Raw genomic sequence first — 19,831 nt, 5'->3', positions numbered from 1 at the left:
ATTACCTCCATTATTAGTTCACGTTTTCTCTAATATGCTTACTTGAAGCTATTTCATCTATTGCTTTTTGTTCTTCTCGATTAGCTTCTAATAAGTAAGTCTTCCACTCTTTTTCTTTTAGCTTTTCTAAGGTTTTTGTTTCAAGCGATTTTTGTATAAGTATTTTACGAGCTTTTTCTAATTTGGTTTGTGCTAAATTCAAATCTTCTTCTTTTTCATAAATCAGCTTTTTTAAAACCTGTATATAATCTTTTTTTATCATAATCTTTTGTAAAATTTTTTCATTCCTTATTGAATCCTCTAAACTAACTAATTTATTTTGCACAATATTAAGCTCTTCTTGTGCTACATCTCTTTCTTTTATTTTCTCATGTAAATTCTCTTTAGCTCTTTGTTCTTCTTGGTAAGATATATTTAAGTTTTTTTCTAAGCGAAAATTAAATTTTTTCAACATTCACACCTACCCATTAATAACTTTATTTAGTTCGTCTAATGTATTGGATAAGGTAGTTTCTTCATAAACATCCTGTTTTACAAAGCCTCTTAGTTTATCAATTAGCTTTATCGCTTCATCTATTTTGGTATTAGAGCCCTTGCGATATGCTCCAATATCAATTAAGTCTTTAGCCTCTTCGTAAGTAGACATTATTGCTCTAAATTTATTAGCATTATCCATATGCTCATTTTCAACTAAATCTATCATTAATCTACTAACACTTTGCAATATATCTACAGCAGGATAAATATTCATAGATGCAAGGGTTCTACTTAATGCTATATGTCCGTCTATTATTCCTCTAACAGTATCAGTAACAGGTTCATTAAGATCATCTCCTTCAACAAGCACTGTGTATAAGCCAGTAATACTCCCTTTATCGGAGGTTCCAGCTCTTTCAAGCAATTTAGGTAAAAGTGCAAATACTGATGGAGTATATCCTCTAGTTGCTGGTGGTTCTCCAATAGCGAGTCCTATTTCTCGTTGAGCTAATGCAAATCGAGTTACTGAATCCATTAATAGAAGAACATTCATTCCTTGGTCTCTAAAATATTCAGCTATACTAGTTGCTACAAAAGCCCCTTTAAGTCTTACTAAAGCTGGCTGATCAGAAGTTGCAACAACTACCACGGATTTTTTTAAACCTTCTTCCTTTAAGTCTCTTTCCAAAAAATCTTTAACTTCGCGACCTCTTTCTCCAATTAAGGCTATTACATTTATATCTGCTTCTGTATTTCTAGCTATCATTCCAATCAAAGTACTTTTTCCCACACCACTACCTGCTAAAATCCCCATTCTCTGTCCTTTTCCTATTGTAGCTAAACCATCAATTGCTTTAATTCCAACTGGCAAAATTTCTTTTATTCGTTCTCTTTTAAGAGGACTTGGAGGTTGGTTCATTACTGAATACATACTCTGTGAATTTATTTTTCCTAAATCATCAATCGGCTGCCCTAATCCATTTAACACTCTTCCCCTAAGCTCCAAGCTGACAGGAACTTTCAACATAGTTCCACTTGAAAAAAGTTCACATCCAGGTCCAATTCCTTCTGTATTACCTAATGGCATTAAAAGCATGCTATTATCTTTAAATCCCACCACTTCGCATGGTAGCATCTTTTTGTCAAAGGTATTGGTTTTTACATAGCATAGCTCACCTAAGCTCATCCTAGGTCCTGAGGCTTCAAGTGTTAAACCTATTGCCTGTTTTATCCTACCTTTTAACTCACAAATATTTATACCATCTAAAATGTTGAGATATTTGTCAACACTTAGTGTTTTATTCATCATTATCCACTTCCAGAAAAGCTTTTTCTACATTTTCTATTCTAGTTTCAAGTCTAGCATCTACTGAACCCGAGGAACTTTCAATAAGGCATCCTCCTTTAGTAACACGGTCATCAGAAGTAGTAGTAATTTCCGGTTCTTGACAACCAATTTCACTAATATTTTTGGTCTCAATAGTTTTTAATAGTTCATCTAAGTCATTAGGATTTACATAAATGTTAATATTTGAGGGATTATCTATATAACTTACTGCTTCCCTTACAACATTTGAAATAACCTGAGGGTTGGTTTGTATTTCAGTACTTATCACTTTTTTTGCTACTGCTAATACTAATTTGATCATATCTTTTTCACTTGATTTAATTGTGTCTAGTTTTTTCTGTTTAGCTTCCTCTATAAGTTTTTCAGATTTTTCAAGTGCAGCGGTGCGTTCTTTTTTCATCTCTTTTTGAGCTTTTTTTAACCCCTCATCATACCCCTTTTTCTTAGCTTTAGGATATAATTCTTCCGCCTCTTTATTTGCTTTAGCTATAATTTCTTCAGCTTCATCTTGTGCTTCACTTAGTATTTCATTAGCCTGCTCTTTAGCCTTATCAAGTAGTTCTTTTACCATTGATTCAGTTTCAGATAAAATTCTTTCACTTTCTAATTTAATTTCATTAATTTGTTCTTCATTTAAATTTTTTTCATTAGATGTTATTTTAGGATTAATTATAGGTGTTCGTTCATTCAAGGAAGCTTCAACTATTCGAGGTTCGGATATATTTAATGCAGATCCTTTTATTATTTTAGACAATGACTTCATCCCCTCCACCACGTGCAATTACAACTTCACCAGCTTCCTCAAGCCGTCTAATAATATTTACTATTCGCTGTTGTGCTTCTTCAACATCTTTCAACCTTACAGGACCCATAAACTCAATATCTTCTTTAAGCATTTCGGATGCTCTGCTAGACATATTAACATAAATCTTTTCGGTAACTTCGCTACTTGCCCCTTTTAGTGCTAAGGCTAAATCAGAAGTTTCAACCTCTCGTAATACCCTTTGAATTGAACGATTATCTATCATAACTATATCTTCAAATACAAACATTAATTTTTTAATTTCTTCTGCTAATTCTGGATCTTGAACTTCTAAAGATTCCATAATAATTTTTTCAGTCGATCTATCTACTCTATTAATTATTTCAACAACAGATTTTACACCACCAGCATCAGTTAATTCCTGTGGCTCAATCGAAGATATCTTTCTTTCTAATACTCTTTCTACTTCCTTTATTATCTCCGGTGAGGTAGTATCCATCATAGCTATTCGCTTAGCCACTTCTGCTTGCCTTTCTGGAGGTAGGGCTGATAAAATAACTGATGATTTTTCCGGCTCTATATAGGCAAGAACTAGGGCTATTGTTTGAGGATGTTCTGATTGAATAAAATTTAGAAGTTGAGATGGTTCAGTTTGACGCATAAAATCAAATGGCCTCACCTGCAATGAAGCTGAAATTCGGCTTATAATTTCTGTAGTTTTTTCAGAACCATAAGCCATTTCTAATACTTCTTTAGCATAATTTATACCGCCCTGACCAATATATTGGGTAGCTAAGCACATTTCATAAAACTCTTTATATATGTCATCCATTTTTTCAGTTGGTACTTTACGAACATTGGCAATTTCAAGTGTTAGCTGTTCTATTTCCTCTTCAGTCATATGCTTAAATACTTGTGCTGATCGTTCAGGGCCTAAAAATATTAAAAAATTGGCAGCTTTTTGTTTACCAGTTAATCCTTTTTTCTTGGTTGCCATTTTTTCACCTCTAATCCTCTGAAAGCCAAGTTTTTATAACCTGTGCTGCATTATCTGGATCTTGATCAATTATCTTATCTACCTCTTGCTTAACTTTTTGACGTTCTTTTTCCTCAGGAGTTAAGTTTTTATCAATAATATCATCTATATTTATTTCTTCTTCTACTACAGTCTCAAACTGATTTGTTTCCGTTAAGCTTTCGTCATCAACTTTTCTACGTCTAGCTAATAACCACACCATAATAAGTATAGTAATAATTAATCCCAAAATAAACCATGGGGTATATGGTGACCTTAAGAGTTCTTCCATAAATGTTGCTTCAACTATATCTTCTTCAGGCTCAGTATAAAAATCCATAAATGTAACTGCAATATTATCATCTAGTAATACATTTTCATTTTCTCTGTTTTCTCTTAAGCCTGCTGCTGTTGCTACTATTCCTCTTATGCTATCAGCTCTTTCTTGATTGTCAGCACCAAGAAATGCTTGGTCAGCAACTTCATTGTTAACTAATACAGCAACTGTTAAATAATCATATTTTATATCTCCTACTGAATAAGTAGTGATTGTTTCAGTCCTATTAATTTCATAATTTCGAGTTGTATGTGAGCTTTCATAAGATGAATAACCGTTTTCTCCTTCTTCTTCAAGATATTCAGGTACATTTTCATCAACACCTGGTATACCTTGTTGAGCAGGAGTAGTTTGTTCACCCGACTCCTCTATTAATTCTTCACTTCGTATAAACCTTCCATCTGGATCATGAAAGTATCTCTCATCTAATTGTTCTCGTTGATCAAAGTTAAGTTCTGCATTAACCCTAACAACAGCATTATCAGGTCCAAGCGTTTTATCTAGCATGCTTTGTATAGCTTGTTGTTTCTCCCTTTCAACTTGCCTTTTCATTGCAGCTTGAACCTTCAACATATCCGAACTACTTTCCATTGAATCAAGTGGATCTGATAAGATATTAGCATTTTGATCAACTACAACTACATTTTCAGGATCTAGCTTTTCTATACTATTAGCTACAAGGTTAACAATTCCCTTAACTTCACTTTTATTTAAGGTATTGTGATCACGTACTCTAACTGTAACACTGGCACTTGGAAACTCTTCTCTATCTGAAAATAATGTAGGTTCAGGAATTACTAGGTGTACTCTAGCAGAGTTGATTTTATTTAGACTTTGAATAGTTCTTTCTAATTCTCCTTGTAAAGCCATTTGATACTTAACACGTTTATCTTCTTGGGTTTCACCAAATGAGCTTTCCTGAAAAATTTCAAAACCTACTGGACCACGGGGAAGGTCCTCGCTAGCTAGTTTTAGACGTGCTTCGTGTTTTTCATTATATGGCACTAAAATAGTCCTACCGTTATCTGCAAATTGGTAGGATACTCTATATTCTTCTAACTTTTCTGTTATTGCAGCAGCATCACGATCATCTAGCTCTGTATAAAGAGTAACAAAATCACCTGTCCTGCTACCTGTCAACAAAACTATTATTACAATAACAGTTAACAGTAAAGCACCACAAAAGAGCACCCTTTGGTTCAAGGTTGTGTTTGACCAAAATTCCTTAGCCCTAGAAGCAAAATGCTTTAATCTTGTTACAAAATTCTCCATTTGCTATAAAACTCCCACTCTACTACATTTGCATTCTCATTATTTCTTGATAAGATTCGAGTAATTTATCTCTAATTTCTATTGTTAGTAGTAAGGATAAATTAGCTTTTTCATAAGCTATCATAGTATTATGTAGATAGCTTTCATCTCCAAGAGCAAGCCTTTGTGCACTATAAGATGCTTCCTTTTGTAACTCATCAACTTCATTTAGTGCGTTTTTAAAATACTTGCTAAAAGAGTCTTTATTTTCAACTTTGCTTTCTGGATTGTTTTGGGCTATATTTTTTAATATTTCACTACCTTCTAATAAATTTAACTTCAAGAGATATCCTCCTATCTACCAATATCTAAAGCCCTCATCGCCATGTTTTTACTTGCTTCTATAACCTTAGCATTTCCTTCATAAGCACGGGTTGAAGATATCATATTTATCATTTCTTCTACGATATTGACATTAGGATAATTAACATAACCATCCTCATCAGCATCCGGATGAGAAGGATCGTGTACCCTTCTAAATGGTGATTCATTATCATCTACTTCTCTAATTCCACTCACCCTAACTCCTTGACCAGAATTATTACTCATTTGATTTTTTAAAACGTTGTTAAATTGGGGTTTATTATTTTCTCGTGCCTCTAGTACTACTACTTTTCTTCTATAAGGTCCTTCACCATTGTTAACTCTAGTAGTTTCGACATTAGCCATGTTATTTGCAGTGGTATCCATTCTTAATCTTTGGGCTGTTAAGCCAGAAGCACTAACATCAATACTATTTAAAAACCGCATTCACTAACCCCTCCCTGTTATAGCTATCCTAAGAAGACGTATTTCATTACTCATACTCTGAGTTAATGCATCATAATTAATTTTGTTCTTGGCTAATTTAGCCATTTCAGTATCGATATTAACATTATTTTTATCATTTCTATAGCTATAGTCGCCAACTTGGTGAATAGTTGGCTCTATTTGTTTTATGCTATTGTTATTACCACCTAATTGAATATGTTTAGGGTTGGTCGTTTGAAGTTCACTTCGATTAGCTTTGGTTGACAAAAGCTCCTTTAATTTGTCTTCAAAAACAACTTCACTACGTTTAAAATCAGGAGTATCAACATTAGCAATATTATTTGCTATAACTTCATTACGTAAATTAGCTGTATCCATAGATTTTTGCAAAATAGAATGTGTTGAAGAGGAAAATACTTGTTTTAACATAAATAACACCGTCCCATTTAATCATCCTATAGAGTCCTTTTATATCTAAACTTTGATTCTACTGCTTCGTAATAGGGTTTTTGCAGTAGAACTATTTCCATCATTTTTTGTGTTTTGGTACTTGTATTTTATTTCCATGAGTTATTATAGCATAAATTGTCATTATTATTAGGACTTCAATCTTTTTTCTTAGGTTAGCTCGCAGATATCTTGTAATATATTTCATAATATGTCAAAATTCATCCGACAGTTAAAGCAAGTAATTAATGCGGAATATTTTTCCTTATATTTCTCTATGTTCCATTTGGTCTACATTTTGTGAATTCTAGTTTTTATCCTAAAATCCTCCCTTGAATAAAAAAAATGTAGATAAATATATTGAATTTACATTTTTTTCATACACTAAAAATAAAAAAAACCAGCCTTGTAAGCTGGTTCTTAAGTACTATATAGTATTATTAAAATATTATTTCTTTAGTTCTTCAAATAAATAGTCATTAAGTACCTTTATATATGTGCCCTTCATTCCTAATGATCGGGACTCTATAACACCCGCACTTTCAAATTTTCTAAGAGCACTTACTATAACAGATCTAGTAATTCCACTTTATCGGCTATTCTACTTGCAACTAATAAGCCTTCATTACCATCAAGCTCAGCTAAAATATGATCAATCGCTTCCTTCTCCGAATATGATAAGGTAGCAATAGCAATTTGAACAGAAGCTTTCTTACGTGCATCTTCTTCTATTCTCTCTGCTCTCATTCGCATTACTTCATTTGCTACAACAATTGCACCATATTCAGCTAATACAATATCTTCATCACTAAAGTTTTGGGTTGCTCTAGTTATAATCAGTGTACCTATTCTTCTTGCTCCTCCAAAAACAGGCACTATTGACCATATACGGGAGGAACACATACAAGAAGAATCATCGGAAACATTAAAAATACATTTTCTTCCCTCGTCTAGAACAACATTGGTTTTAGTTTCCTGAATATAAATCAAATCTTGATTAAAACTCTCGGGAAATCGTTCTGCATGGCTTATTAAATTATCAATATCTGTACACCCATCACTTGCATTAAAAGCATATCCTATTATTTGACCTCTTCTTCCTACAATAAAAACACCACATTCTAAATTCATTGATAAAACAGATGCCATTTCAAAAAAATCAACTGGATTTCCAGCTATTTTTTGCAGTATTTTATTTATGGCTCTAGACTTTTTTAAAATTCCATTATTCAAATATATGACCTCCTACAAGATATATCTGCTTAAATCATCGTCTTCAATAATCTTTTGTAATCGAATTTTAACATAGTCTTTATTGATAGATATGCTTTGGCCACTCATATCCGAAGACTCAAAAAGTAAATCCTCTAAAACTTTTTCCATTATAGTATGAAGCCTTCTTGCACCAATATTTTCAGTTTTAAGATTAACCTCATGTGCAATTTCAGCTATATAATCAATTGCTTCATCTGAAAATTTTATTTCCACCTTTTCTGTAGATATTAGTGCTATATATTGTTTAATTAATGAATTATTAGGTTCTGTTAGAACTCGTTTTAAGTCTTCTTTATTTAAACTTACTAATTCTACTCGAATAGGAAACCTTCCTTGGAGTTCTGGTATAAGATCAGAAGGTTTATTAACATGAAAAGCTCCAGCAGCTATAAATAATATATGATCTGTTCTAACAAGACCATATTTGGTAGTTACAGTTGAACCCTCAACTATAGGAAGTATATCCCTTTGCACTCCACCCCGAGAAACATCGGGACCATGTGGACTATCTTGTACTGCTATCTTATCAATTTCATCCAGAAATACTATCCCATCTTCCTCTACTCTTTTTATAGCTTCTCTATGAACCTCATCCATATCTATTAAATTTTGGGCTTCTTCATATGTTAAAATATTTCTAGCTTCCGCAACTGTAACTTTTCTTTTTTTCTTATTTTTAGGGAGTAATCCACCAAACATATCTTGCATGTTTACTCCCATTTCTTCAATTCCTGATCCAGAAATAACCTCCATAAAAGAAGTGTTTTTTTCTTCAACTTCAATTTCAATGATTTCATCTTCTAGCTCATATCTTTTTAGTTGCTGTCGGACTATTTCTCTTCTTTCCTCTATATCTTTTATCTTATTTTTATATTCTTCATCATATTGATTTGTTTCGTTATTTTGACCCAGTAACATTTCAAAAGGATTTTTAGGAGTATTACTTTTCTTTTCTGGTAAAGGTAATATGTAATCTACTATTCTCTCCTCCGCAAGTTTTCTCCCCTTATCTTCTACAACTTCCATTTTTTCTTGTTTAACAATACTTATTGATGTCTCTAAGAGATCCCTTATCATAGAATCAACATCACGACCCACATAACCTACTTCAGTAAACTTTGTAGCTTCAATTTTTATAAATGGTGCTTTTACTAGTTTAGCTAAACGTCGGGCAATTTCTGTTTTTCCTATACCTGTAGAACCTATCATTATTATATTTTTTGGGTAAATTTCTTCACTAACCTCATTAGGTAATTTTTTTCTTCTGTATCTATTTCTTAAGGCTATGGCAACTGCTTTTTTGGCATCTTTTTGACCAATAATGTATTTATCTAGTTTTTCAACAATTTCTCTAGGAGTAAGTTTGTACAAGGCATTTCCTCCTTAAAATTACTTATTGTATTTTAAACGTATATTATAAACGCAGTAAAAATTTTATTCACTGCGTAGGTAGGGCTATATAATCATCTACATATAGATAGAGATTCATAGCTAAAATTAAGCTTTATTTGTACACTTATAATATATGGTTATTTTTCTATGTTAAATTTGACTATATTATGAAGGGTATATTAAATAAAATATTTTCTTATTCTAATACTTCAACTGTAATATTATTATTTGTATAGACACATATATTTGCTGCAATACTTAAGGAATTGTAAGCAATTTCTTTAGCATCTAAATCAGAATATTCATGTAATGCCTTAGCTGCTGCTAATGCATATGGACCTCCTGAACCAATAGCTGTAACACCTTCATCCGGTTCTATTATTTCACCATTACCAGAAATAATAAACATTTTTTCTGTATTCATAACAATTAATAAAGCCTCTAATTTTCTTAAAACCCTATCTGTCCGCCACTCTTTAGCTATTTCAACAGATGCTTTAGTTAAATTACCTCCAGCTTGTTTTAGCTTATCCTCAAATTTTTCGAATAAAGTAAACGCATCAGCAACTGAGCCAGCAAACCCAGCAAGTACTTTACCATCGTAAAGCTTACGAATTTTAGTAGCATTTTGTTTCATTACTATATTTTGTCCAAAAGTAACTTGACCATCACCTGCTATAGCAGATTTATTTTGTTTTTTTACTGCTACTATAGTTGTGGCATGAAACATTATTTACCTCCTAGGATGTGTTTCTTCATAAATATTTTTAATATTATCTTTGGTAACATGAGTATAGATTTGAGTCGTAGAAAGTTTCACATGACCAAGTAGTTCTTGAACCGATCTTAAATCTGCTCCATTATTTAAAAGATGAGTAGCAAAAGAATGTCTTATAGTATGTGGACTAATTTTTTGATTAATTGCTACTTGTTCTACATATTTATTTATTATATTTCTAACACTTCTGCTTGACAGTCTATTTCCATACCTATTCAAAAATACTGCATCTGTATTTTTATCATTTTTACTTAATAAAATATTTCTGCTTGTGCGAATATATTCTATTAAACTTTTTTTAGCTTGCGTTCCGAATGGTATGATACGTTCTTTTTTTCCTTTACCACTAACCTTAATAAATTCTTCATTAATATCTATGTCAATTAAGTTTAAATTAACTAGTTCTGATACTCTTAATCCAGCTGCATATAATGTTTCTAAAATTGCTTTATCTCTTATACCTGTTGATTTGTTTATGTTAGGAGCTTCTATAAGAAGAGATATTTCAGTCGGATATATAAAACGTGGAAGTTTTTTTTCTTGTTTAGGAGTGCTTAGTGTCGCTATGGGATTATTGGCTAACACATTTTCACGACATAAAAACTTCACAAAAGATCTTATTGTTGCAAGTTTTCTCGCTATAGTCGCTCTACTCATTTGTTTATTCTGCATTAATATAAGGTATTCTCTTGCAGACTTATGTACAATATGATCAGTTGTTATATCCTCTTTAGGTATGCCATATTTTTGTGATAAAAAAGAAAAAAACTGTTCAATATCAGTTTTGTAACTAATTATAGTAAACTCTGAAGCATTTTTTTCAATTTTAAGGTGGTTAAAGAAACTTTCTATATGCTCAAATAGCAGCATCCCCTTATATGTACCTCCGAAGTTCTTTGCTAAAAAAATGCTAACATAATATACCTTTTTTTACAAGTTACTCAGAAACAATTCTGAAAATTTCTTAGTTGCCTTTATCGCTCTATTTGAATATTGTTTGTATCTTTCTTTTTTGTTTTTAATACGTTCTTCTAATGGAGGAATTAATCCAAAGTTAGCATTAATAGGTTGAAAATCTTTGGATTCAGATGTAGTTATAAAGTCTATTAAGGCACCTGTCATAGTAAATCTATTAGGATACATTAGGGGCATTTTTTTTATATATCTTACTGCATTAATACCTGCTATTATTCCGGTAACAGCTGATTCCATATAACCTTCGACACCAGTAATTTGTCCTGCAAAAAATATATTCTCATTTTGTTTTAATTGTAATGTAGGTAGTAATAGCTTAGGGCTATTAATAAATGTGTTCCTATGCATTACACCATAACGAATAAATTCAGCTTGCTCTAAACCCGGAATTAAACGAAAAACCTTATCTTGTTCTCCCCACTTTAAACGGGTTTGGAAACCTACTAATCCATAAATGTTGCCATCTCTATCCTCTTGTCTAAGCTGCAATACCGCATAAGGTTGTTGGCCAGTTCTAGGATCTATTAAGCCAACAGGGCGGAGTGGGCCATATCTAAGTGAATCTATGCCTCCATGAGCAATTACTTCTATAGGCATGCAACCGCTAAAATAAAGTTTCTTATCAACTGAGTGTCCTTGCTTTATATCTGATTTAATTAAATTTTGATAAAAATCATTGTACTCTTCCTCTGTAAATGGACAATTATAATAGTCAGCTGTACCTTTATTATAGCGCGAAGCTTTAAATACTTTAGTTTTATCCAAGCTTTCGGCTGTTATACTAGGTGCAACTGCATCAAAAAAATATAGATTTTCCTCTCCAGTTAATTTTTGCAAACTTTCGTGCAATGTCTTTGAAGTTAAAGGTCCTGTACAAATTAAATTAATTTGGTTATGATCTAATTCTGTTACTTCATCCCTAATAATTTCTATATTTGGAGTTGCTTCCAAGGTTTTTGTAACTTCTTTGGAAAACAGCTCTCTATCCACAGCTAATGCAGATCCAGCCGGAACTTTTGTGGATTCAGCACATTTTAGTAGTAGAGAACCTAAAATACTCATCTCTTTTTTTAATAATCCTTGTGATGTATCTATTAACTCTGATTTTAATGAATTACTGCATACTAATTCTGCAAGGTTTGACGTTTGATGAACTGGTGTATTATTGTTTGGTCTCATTTCCCATAATTTTACTTTAACACCACAATTAGCTATAGCATAAGCTGCTTCAGAACCAGCTAAGCCCCCACCTATTACATTAATCTGTTGCAACTTCTACACCCATTTCTTTCTTGTACTTACATTCATTGTTTTGACATATAGCATGTACATCTTTGTTTTTACTAGTCTTTTCAACCATTGCGTTACTACATTGAGGACATAATTCTCCTGTAGGTTTATTCCATGTCTTAAAATCACATTCAGGATAGTTTTTACACCCAAAGAATTTTCGACCCTTTTTTGTTTTAAGAGCTATAATTTCTCCTTGGCATACCGGACAATTTACACCTACTTCCTCAGTATAAGATTCGGTATGTCTACAGTCAGGAAATCCAGAACAAGCTAAAAATTTGCCAAATCTTCCATGTTTTATTAATATTGGTTTCTCACACTCAGGACAATCCTTACCCGCTTCTTCGTCTTTAATTTCAATTTTTTCAATTAATTCCTGAGCCTTTTCCATTTCATCTTCAAATGGAGAGTAAAAATCTTTAATTACTTGTTTCCAGTCAAGCTCACCTTCTTCAATTAGATCAAGATTTTCTTCCATTCGGGCAGTAAACTCTACATCGATTATATTTGAGAAGTTATCTTTTAATAATTCAACAACAATATATCCTAGTTCTGTAGGAATGAATTGCTTATTCTGTCTTTCAACATAGTTTCGTCTTAAAATAGTATCTATGATTGGAGCATAGGTACTTGGTCTGCCTATGTTTTTTTCTTCAAGTAATTTTACTAAACTTGCTTCAGTAAATCTTGGCGGTGGTTGAGTAAAATGTTGTTCAGGCAGTAATTCATTTAAAAATAATTCCTGTCCCTTAGTTAATTCTGGTATAGGATTCTTAATTTCTTCTTCTTCATTATCATTATATACTTTTTTGTACCCTGGGAATTTCAACTGAGATGAACTGGCTCGAATACCGTAATCTCCTGCGCTTATATCAACACTAATTGTGTCATAAACTGCTGGAGTCATCTGTGAAGCTATAAAACGCTCCCATATAAGCTTATATAATCTAAATTGATCTCTACTTAAATATTGTTTTAAGCTCTGAGGTGACCTTGAAGCTGATGTAGGTCTTATTGATTCATGAGCATCTTGAGCAGCTTTTTTACTCTTATACTCATTTGGTGTTTTAGGCGCATACTCTTTTCCAAATTCATCATTTATATATTCTAACGCTTCTGCTTGCGCAGTGCTAGAAACCCTTATTGAATCCGTTCTTAAATACGTTATTAAACCAATAGTTCCTTGTTTGCCTATTTCTAATCCCTCATATAATTCCTGTGCAACTCGCATAGTTCTTTTGGCCATAAAGTTTAAACGTTTAGAAGCTTCTTGTTGCAGAGTACTTGTTGTAAAAGGTGGGTTAGGTTTTCTTCTTTTTTCTTTTGTAACTACTTTTTCTACTGTCAAATTTGCTTTTTCAAGCTCTGATATAATTTCTGATTTTTCGGTCTCATTGTTAATTTCTAATTTTTTGCCCTTATAATTATTTAATCGTGCTAGAAATATATGTTTATTTTCATCTTCTACTTTTAGCTGAATAGTCCAATATTCTTCTGGCAGAAAATTATTAATTTCTGTTTCTCGTTCACAAATAAGTCTTACCGCAACTGACTGTACTCTACCCGCACTTAGTCCTTTGCGCACCTTGCTCCATAATAAAGGAGATAGGTTATACCCTACTAATCTATCTAGGATTCTTCTTGCCTGTTGGGCATTCACCCTATTCATATCTATTGTTCTAGAGTTTTTTATAGCTTGCTTTACAGCATCCTTGGTAATTTCATTAAATTCAATTCTACACTTTGTTTCGGAATCAATTTTTATAGCATTTCTCAAATGCCATGCAATTGCTTCTCCTTCTCTATCTGGGTCTGTTGCAAGTAAAACTTTTGAAACCTTTTGAGCATTATCTTTTATCTCTTTAAGAATATCACCTTTTCCTCTTATGGTTATATATTTTGGTTCGAAATTATCTTCTACGTCTATCCCTAGTTTACTTTTAGGCAAATCTTTCACATGTCCTACCGATGCTTTTACTTTATAGTTTTTTCCCAAAAATTTTCCTAAAGTTTTTGCCTTAGCTGCAGATTCTACTATCACTAATGTAGTGGCTGCCAAAAATATCACCTCACTGAATTTAAGCTTGTTAAACTTTTACATAGTAGTTACCAGGAAGAGCTTGTATTATGCCATCTAGTTCTAGCTTAAGTATAATAGTACTAACCTCACCAATGTTTAAACCTACATTTTTAATTACCTCATCTAAGTGTATAGGATTATATCCAATATATTGTATTATTTTATTTTCATTATTGTCTAGCAATTTTAATTTTTCCTGGAAAAAACTTGGGCTATTCATAACTATTGAAACATCTTTATATTCCTCCAATACATCATCTACTTGAGTAACAATTTTTGCCCCATCTTTTATTAATTGGTTTGTTCCTTTACTATTATTGCTTGTTATAGGACCAGGAACAGCAAAAACATCTTTACCTTGTTCGAGTGCAAAATCAACTGTTATTAATGCCCCACTTTTTTCCTTCGCTTCAACTACTAATAAACCTTTTGATAAACCAGAAATTATTCTATTTCTTTGTGGAAAATTTCCTGGTTTAGGTTGTGCTGTTGGTACAAATTCAGATAAAACTACACCTTTTTTAGTAATTTCCTCATATAGTTTTACGTTTTCTTTTGGATAGATTATTTTAATCCCACTGCCTAGTATAGCTACTGTTTTCCCTCCAGATTCTAATGCACCCCAATGTGCTTCTGCATCAATGCCTCTAGCCATACCACTTACTATTGATATATTTTGTGCTGAAAGATCTCGACCAAATTGTCTGGCAACCTTTCTTCCATATGGTGTTGCAGTTCTTGCTCCAACAATAGCAAAAGCAGTTTGATTTAAAACCTTTAAATCACCTCTATAGTAAAGCATATATGGTTTGTTATATATATTTTGCAAACTTTCAGGATATTCATCCTCGACAACACAAACTATTTTAATATCTTCTGAGAATAGGTTTTCCAAATTTTTTAAAGGATCAACATTTTTTCTTGTATTTATTATTTCATTAATGATTTGATTAGGTATCGAGCTACTGTACATTAATTTACTATTGGATTCATAAAATTTTGTAAAACTTCCAAATGACTTTTTTATTGTCCATAGTGTACTATTCCCTACTCCATTAATGCAATGAATAAAATATAAAACAGAACGCTCAAATAAATCCATTTTAACATCCCTCTTGATTTATTTTATGATATTAAACCTACAAAATTGATACCACAAATAAGACGAGTATGCAAGAGTTTTTTCTTCCAATTGGTATTTTTGGTTATTTTTTCTAAGGCACAAATTGTGTTAGTCAATTTTTTTTATGTGGAGAAAATAATAATGAAATATAAATAAAGGTGGTGATAAATAATGATGTCAGATTTAATGGATGTTAAAAATTCAGTAACTAAAAAAATAATGAATGAGGATAAACCAGATCCTGGAACTTTTAGTTTGATGGAACCAGGCTGGTGGGCATTTCATGCTGTAGCAATTGGAAGTATTTATATGTTAGGTCATAAAATAGGAAAATCTTTTAAAAACAATTATTAAAAACTTGGAGGTTAATTAATTGCAAAAACAACATCATAAAGCTATTCTTGATTATGAAGATGTTTTGGATTTAAATGTTTATCAAAATGTTTGGCTTCCATTTGGCGATAATAAAGAAACTGATGTCTATAGATTGATTCGTCAAGAAAGAATAGGGCATTATTAGTAGATAAATTATAATTTCTTTATTTACAAACAAACAGTAATTACAAAAAATTTTAAGCTGAGTTAACTTGTTAGTTTGCTCAGCTTAAATTTAAGTTTAGCTTTTTGCAGGTGAAACCACTAATTTATATGTTAAAATCAATTCAAGGGGAGAGGTGAAAAAAATATATGTACAATGATAATGATAAATATTCAAATAATGATTTTAATTTAAGTGATTTAGAAGAAGATGAAAAATACAAAAGTCCCTTAAAATCTATACTTATAAAATTATTTTCTGTTGTTGTATTAATAGCATTTCTTAGTTTATCTTTTAGTCAATTATTCCCACTCATAACATCAGAGAACTTTTCTTTTTTAACTGAAAGTAATAAATTAAATGATAATCCAGTGGTAGAGTCAATTAAACCTGCAGTTGTATATTTAAATGTTAAAAATAGCAAAGGGACTATGATTACAAGTGGACAGGGGACTGGTTTTAACATTTGTTCAGATGGATTAATAGTAACTAATCATCATTTATTAGAAAATGCTGTTTCTGCAACTATTGAATTTTCTGATGGTAAAAGTTTTACTAGTAATAATTTTAAAAAAATACCTGATATAGACTTAGCTTTTATATTTATTGAAGGTGAAAATCTTCCTAAAGCTTCATTGCAAAATACTTTAGCATCTACAAATGAAACAGTTTTTATTATAGGTAATCCTCTAGGATTTCCTAATATAGCAGTTCAAGGAAAAATAGGGAATCATTATAGAAGTGATAATGAAGATTTTTATTTGTTTGAGATAGATAGTGATATAAGAAAAGGCAACAGTGGCAGTCCAGTAGTAAATAAAAATGGTAAAGTCGTAGGTATAGTATTCGCATTAACTCAAATACAAATTGAGGATGATATAGAATCAAGGGCACTAGCTATATCTGCCTCAAATCTAGATTATTATATTCCAGAACATGAATAAATTACATTAAATAAAAACCTTCCGAGATTTTATTGACAAAGCGTTAATAATTATCTATAAATTATAATTTTATTATTTCCATATACATTAGTAGCCTTTGCTGCTAAATTATATGGATTTAATTTTTTATTTAGCTCTATGTTGATATTATTCAAAGAAAAATTATTAAAACGTTTTTGACTAATAAATTGATAATTAGAACAAAAATACTTTCCATTATAATTAGGATCTATTTCCAAATATTCAATTTCAGATGAATGATAAAAATCATTTAAGTTAATATTTACTGTTATTTTATCCTCACTGCTATTTACAATCTCTAAAGCTTTTTCTTCTTTATCTAAATTTTCATTAAGATGATTAGTTTGAACTAAAAATGGAAGTGAATGTGAGTTAGTAATTAAGCCATATTTACAAGTATTAATAGCGATGTTGCTATCATCACACATTATCCACTGCCTATTCAATTCATCACATACTCTACCTAATGTTCCACTACCACAAAAAAAATCAGCCACTAAACTATTCTCATTAGAAGCAGTACTAATTATTCTTTTCAGAAGTGGTTCAGGTTTTTGAGTTGGATATTTTAAGTTTTCTTTAGCAGTTGGACTTAATATTTTATTAATATCTATCCACCAATCCTGCATTAAAGCACCTTTTTTATTTAATTTATATTTCTCACCTTTTACTTTGGTTAATCCACGTTGTCTAGTAGCATCTGTATAAGGTCTATATTGTGGATTAAATATATAGTCTAAGCCTTTAGCGTACCATAAAATAGTATCATGTTTTTTTTGAAAAGATTTCTTAGTATTACTTCCGCCTCCGTAACACCAAATTATTTCATTTATAAAATTATTAGGAGTAAAAATTTCGTCTAGCAATATTTTTACATAGTGATTAATATGCCAGTCTAAATGAACAAATATGCTGCCATTATCAGATAATAGTTCTTTCATTAAAACTAACCTTTGATACATCATATCTAGGTATGAATCAATGCCTTTTTCCCAAGTGTCTTTAAAAGCAGGTCTTTTTACTGCTTTTTTTGAATCATTATTTATGTAAATATTAGATGTATAATCCATATTGCTAAAATAAGGTGGGTCAAGATATATTAAGTCAATTTTTTGGCTATATTTTTGGTTTATTAATGCATTTATTACTGATAAATTATCCCCTTTAATTAGTTTATTTGTTTTTTGTTTAGAATGTTTAAAGTAATCATTTTTAAAATCAACTATCATTCCTTGATCAAGAATTATAGGATTAGGTTGTACAAATTCAATATCCTTTAGTAATTGTTGGCTATTTGTTATTTGCTTATTTTTCGTTTCCCAGTTTAGCTGAACCGTAGATTTTTTCTTGCTCATTTTTAACCTCAATACCCTTTTGAAAAAGTTTAACATAAAAAAAGTCCTGATAAACAGGACTTTTCTACTTTATTCCTCTAGGTCGTATATAGTTACTCTTGGAGTTCTAATATTCTGTAATTTTTCTACTACATAAAATGGCGGAGTATCTTCATTCTCTAAAATTTGTTTGTCTGGGTCACCCGCAAAACATAATGGTGGGAATAATACACACCACCAATTTGTTCCTTTACCATTTCCTAGTGTTATTCTTAATGCTTTATATTCATCTTGAGGTAATACAAAATCACCATATGATTTAGTTGGAAACTCTATATTAGAAAATGCTACAGTTGAATCATATTCTTTATTATATAAGTTTAATACTTTTTTTGTTATGCTCTCTACTGTTCCTAAATTTTGTTTTATTATTATTTCGCTTTCACTAACATCCTCAGCATCTTCTAATTTATTTGATAATACTTTTACAAGTTCGTCTTTAATCTGATACTTTATAAATTGATCTTCTTCATTATCACTGTTGGCAATAATTTGAACCCTTATTAGATTGTCGGGAGTAAATGCTTCTTCAACATCATAATAATTGACTGTCATAGGTACTGCTAATGCAAGTATTACTGCTAATAAAAATAGTATTACTAAACTATGTCTCATTAGTATGCCTCCCTTTAAATGAACACATCTTATATATATTTTTTCAGGTGTTTTAAGGCTGCCTTTTCTAAACGTGAAACTTGAGCTTGTGATATACCTATTTCTTCAGCGACCTCCATTTGTGTTTTTCCATTAAAGAAACGTAAAGAAACTATATGTTTTTCTCTATCATTTAATTTTTTTAATGCTTCTTTTATTGATATCTCTTCTAACCACAGTTCATCTGAATTTTTGTCATCACTTATTTGATCCATAACCAAGATTGGATCGCCACCATCATTATATATCGGCTCAAATAATGAAACAGGTTCTTGTATCGCATCCAATGCAAACACAACTTCTTCACGCCCTACCTCAAGTTCCTGTGCAATTTGAGCAATAGTAGGCTCTGCTGAGTTGTTTAACAACATCTTTTCCCGTACTTGTAAAGCTTTATAGGCTATATCTCTCAAAGACCTAGATACTCTAACAGCATTATTATCACGTAAATACCTTCTTATTTCACCTATAATCATCGGAACAGCATATGTTGAAAATCTTACATTTTGACTTAAATCAAAGTTATCAATAGCTTTAATTAATCCAATACATCCTACCTGAAATAAGTCATCAACATATTCACCTCTATTACTAAAACGCTGAATAACACTAAGTACTAATCTTAAATTTCCTTGTATCAATTTTTCACGTGCTTCATATTCACCTGATTGCATAGAAACGAAGAGGTTTTTCATTTCTTCATTTTTAAGAACTGGCAGTTTAGAAGTATTTACTCCGCATATTTCTACCTTGTTAATCAACTAGCCACCCCTTCCCCTAAATATTTTTTATATTTATTTCATTAAAATTATTTACTAATTAGATAAATATTATTCGACTATCCAATGTAATTTTAAATACAAATAAAAAAAGACCTCGAAATGAGGTCAATAGATATTTGCTACAAAAAAATCCT

General features: G+C 31.2%; 20 protein-coding genes and 1 pseudogene. 3 read left to right on the top strand and 18 right to left on the bottom strand.

What is annotated here, in order from left to right; translation table 11 throughout:
- Positions 1–13: 13 nt before the first annotated feature.
- The 15 genes and pseudogenes from fliJ to dprA form a co-directional block, all read right to left on the bottom strand.
- Entirely contained in the window at positions 14–454 is a 441-nt protein-coding gene (gene fliJ / locus SYNTR_RS02780; RefSeq protein WP_156203089.1) for a flagellar export protein FliJ, read from the bottom strand.
- Between the two features lie 6 nt (positions 455–460).
- Entirely contained in the window at positions 461–1,783 is a 1,323-nt protein-coding gene (fliI, locus tag SYNTR_RS02775; RefSeq protein ID WP_156204673.1) for a flagellar protein export ATPase FliI, read from the bottom strand.
- Positions 1,776–2,579 (bottom strand): FliH/SctL family protein, encoded by an 804-nt coding sequence (locus SYNTR_RS02770; protein ID WP_197079166.1) that lies wholly within the window; start codon positions 2,577–2,579, stop codon positions 1,776–1,778. Before SYNTR_RS02770 ends, fliI begins: the two co-directional genes overlap by 8 nt.
- Positions 2,572–3,585, bottom strand: a complete 1,014-nt coding sequence (fliG, locus tag SYNTR_RS02765) for a flagellar motor switch protein FliG (protein ID WP_156203087.1) — start codon at positions 3,583–3,585, stop codon at positions 2,572–2,574. The genes SYNTR_RS02770 and fliG overlap by 8 nt, the downstream gene beginning before the upstream one ends.
- A gap of 10 nt (positions 3,586–3,595) precedes the next feature.
- Positions 3,596–5,212 carry a flagellar basal-body MS-ring/collar protein FliF gene (gene fliF, locus SYNTR_RS02760; RefSeq protein ID WP_156203086.1) on the bottom strand — a complete coding sequence of 539 codons (1,617 nt, stop codon included), beginning with the start codon at positions 5,210–5,212 and terminating at the stop codon, positions 3,596–3,598.
- Between the two features lie 22 nt (positions 5,213–5,234).
- A complete protein-coding gene (fliE, locus tag SYNTR_RS02755) occupies positions 5,235–5,534 on the bottom strand; it encodes a flagellar hook-basal body complex protein FliE (RefSeq protein WP_156203085.1) in 300 nt (99 codons plus the stop codon).
- A gap of 11 nt (positions 5,535–5,545) precedes the next feature.
- Positions 5,546–6,001, bottom strand: a complete 456-nt coding sequence (gene flgC, locus SYNTR_RS02750) for a flagellar basal body rod protein FlgC (RefSeq protein WP_156203084.1) — start codon at positions 5,999–6,001, stop codon at positions 5,546–5,548.
- 3 nt (positions 6,002–6,004) lie between these two features.
- On the bottom strand, positions 6,005–6,430 hold the full coding sequence (gene flgB / locus SYNTR_RS02745) for a flagellar basal body rod protein FlgB (protein ID WP_156203083.1): 426 nt from the start codon (positions 6,428–6,430) through the stop codon (positions 6,005–6,007).
- 466 nt (positions 6,431–6,896) lie between these two features.
- Positions 6,897–7,681, bottom strand: a pseudogene (gene codY, locus SYNTR_RS02740) (GTP-sensing pleiotropic transcriptional regulator CodY).
- A 12-nt stretch (positions 7,682–7,693) separates the two neighbouring features.
- Positions 7,694–9,094, bottom strand: coding sequence for an ATP-dependent protease ATPase subunit HslU (gene hslU / locus SYNTR_RS02735; RefSeq protein ID WP_156203082.1), 1,401 nt, complete (start codon positions 9,092–9,094; stop codon positions 7,694–7,696).
- 217 nt (positions 9,095–9,311) lie between these two features.
- The gene (hslV, locus tag SYNTR_RS02730) at positions 9,312–9,845 is read right to left on the bottom strand and encodes an ATP-dependent protease subunit HslV (RefSeq protein ID WP_156203081.1); all 534 of its coding nucleotides are present in this window, start codon (positions 9,843–9,845) and stop codon (positions 9,312–9,314) included.
- A 3-nt stretch (positions 9,846–9,848) separates the two neighbouring features.
- Positions 9,849–10,763 carry a tyrosine recombinase XerC gene (gene xerC / locus SYNTR_RS02725; RefSeq protein WP_156203080.1) on the bottom strand — a complete coding sequence of 305 codons (915 nt, stop codon included), beginning with the start codon at positions 10,761–10,763 and terminating at the stop codon, positions 9,849–9,851.
- Between the two features lie 60 nt (positions 10,764–10,823).
- Positions 10,824–12,140 carry a methylenetetrahydrofolate--tRNA-(uracil(54)-C(5))-methyltransferase (FADH(2)-oxidizing) TrmFO gene (gene trmFO / locus SYNTR_RS02720; RefSeq protein WP_156203079.1) on the bottom strand — a complete coding sequence of 439 codons (1,317 nt, stop codon included), beginning with the start codon at positions 12,138–12,140 and terminating at the stop codon, positions 10,824–10,826.
- A complete protein-coding gene (gene topA / locus SYNTR_RS02715) occupies positions 12,127–14,202 on the bottom strand; it encodes a type I DNA topoisomerase (protein ID WP_243140225.1) in 2,076 nt (691 codons plus the stop codon). The genes trmFO and topA overlap by 14 nt, the downstream gene beginning before the upstream one ends.
- A gap of 46 nt (positions 14,203–14,248) precedes the next feature.
- A complete protein-coding gene (dprA, locus tag SYNTR_RS02710; RefSeq protein WP_156203077.1) occupies positions 14,249–15,343 on the bottom strand; it encodes a DNA-processing protein DprA in 1,095 nt (364 codons plus the stop codon).
- A 192-nt stretch (positions 15,344–15,535) separates the two neighbouring features.
- Between dprA and SYNTR_RS02705 the strand changes: the two genes are divergently transcribed.
- From SYNTR_RS02705 to SYNTR_RS02695, 3 genes are all read left to right on the top strand, one after another.
- Positions 15,536–15,718: a hypothetical protein gene (locus SYNTR_RS02705; protein WP_156203076.1), complete on the top strand. Its 183-nt coding sequence runs from the start codon at positions 15,536–15,538 to the stop codon at positions 15,716–15,718.
- Between the two features lie 19 nt (positions 15,719–15,737).
- On the top strand, positions 15,738–15,884 hold the full coding sequence (locus SYNTR_RS02700) for a hypothetical protein (protein WP_156203075.1): 147 nt from the start codon (positions 15,738–15,740) through the stop codon (positions 15,882–15,884).
- A gap of 167 nt (positions 15,885–16,051) precedes the next feature.
- The gene (locus SYNTR_RS02695) at positions 16,052–16,846 is read left to right on the top strand and encodes a S1 family peptidase (protein WP_156203074.1); all 795 of its coding nucleotides are present in this window, start codon (positions 16,052–16,054) and stop codon (positions 16,844–16,846) included.
- 50 nt (positions 16,847–16,896) lie between these two features.
- On the opposite strand, the gene SYNTR_RS02690 is transcribed toward SYNTR_RS02695, so the two are convergent.
- The 3 genes from SYNTR_RS02690 to sigG all read right to left on the bottom strand — a co-directional run bounded on the left by SYNTR_RS02690 (position 16,897) and on the right by sigG (position 19,676).
- Complete coding sequence (locus SYNTR_RS02690) at positions 16,897–18,222, bottom strand: DNA methyltransferase (RefSeq protein ID WP_197079165.1); 1,326 nt, start codon at positions 18,220–18,222, stop codon at positions 16,897–16,899.
- Between the two features lie 69 nt (positions 18,223–18,291).
- The gene (gene spoIIR / locus SYNTR_RS02685) at positions 18,292–18,876 is read right to left on the bottom strand and encodes a stage II sporulation protein R (protein WP_156203072.1); all 585 of its coding nucleotides are present in this window, start codon (positions 18,874–18,876) and stop codon (positions 18,292–18,294) included.
- Between the two features lie 29 nt (positions 18,877–18,905).
- Entirely contained in the window at positions 18,906–19,676 is a 771-nt protein-coding gene (gene sigG / locus SYNTR_RS02680) for an RNA polymerase sporulation sigma factor SigG (protein ID WP_156203071.1), read from the bottom strand.
- Positions 19,677–19,831 lie beyond the last annotated feature (155 nt).

This window comes from Candidatus Syntrophocurvum alkaliphilum, assembly GCF_009734445.1.
Classification (GTDB): Bacteria; Bacillota; Syntrophomonadia; order Syntrophomonadales; family Syntrophomonadaceae; genus Syntrophocurvum; species Syntrophocurvum alkaliphilum.
The sequence above is the reverse complement of the archived record's forward strand: the minus strand, read 5'-3'. Positions and strand labels throughout refer to the sequence as shown.

Bases quoted from the DNA above. Each gene is read 5' to 3' on its own strand.
- fliJ (WP_156203089.1), bottom strand. From the start codon at position 454: ATGTTGAAAAAATTTAATTTTCGCTTAGAAAAAAACTTAAATATATCT.
- fliI (WP_156204673.1), bottom strand. From the start codon at position 1,783: ATGAATAAAACACTAAGTGTTGACAAATATCTCAACATTTTAGATGGT.
- fliG (WP_156203087.1), bottom strand. From the start codon at position 3,585: ATGGCAACCAAGAAAAAAGGATTAACTGGTAAACAAAAAGCTGCCAAT.
- fliF (WP_156203086.1), bottom strand. From the start codon at position 5,212: ATGGAGAATTTTGTAACAAGATTAAAGCATTTTGCTTCTAGGGCTAAG.
- flgC (WP_156203084.1), bottom strand. From the start codon at position 6,001: ATGCGGTTTTTAAATAGTATTGATGTTAGTGCTTCTGGCTTAACAGCC.
- flgB (WP_156203083.1), bottom strand. From the start codon at position 6,430: ATGTTAAAACAAGTATTTTCCTCTTCAACACATTCTATTTTGCAAAAA.
- hslV (WP_156203081.1), bottom strand. From the start codon at position 9,845: ATGTTTCATGCCACAACTATAGTAGCAGTAAAAAAACAAAATAAATCT.
- xerC (WP_156203080.1), bottom strand. From the start codon at position 10,763: ATGCTGCTATTTGAGCATATAGAAAGTTTCTTTAACCACCTTAAAATT.
- dprA (WP_156203077.1), bottom strand. From the start codon at position 15,343: ATGGATTTATTTGAGCGTTCTGTTTTATATTTTATTCATTGCATTAAT.
- SYNTR_RS02705 (WP_156203076.1), top strand. From the start codon at position 15,536: ATGATGTCAGATTTAATGGATGTTAAAAATTCAGTAACTAAAAAAATA.
- SYNTR_RS02695 (WP_156203074.1), top strand. From the start codon at position 16,052: ATGTACAATGATAATGATAAATATTCAAATAATGATTTTAATTTAAGT.
- SYNTR_RS02690 (WP_197079165.1), bottom strand. From the start codon at position 18,222: ATGAGCAAGAAAAAATCTACGGTTCAGCTAAACTGGGAAACGAAAAAT.
- spoIIR (WP_156203072.1), bottom strand. From the start codon at position 18,876: ATGAGACATAGTTTAGTAATACTATTTTTATTAGCAGTAATACTTGCA.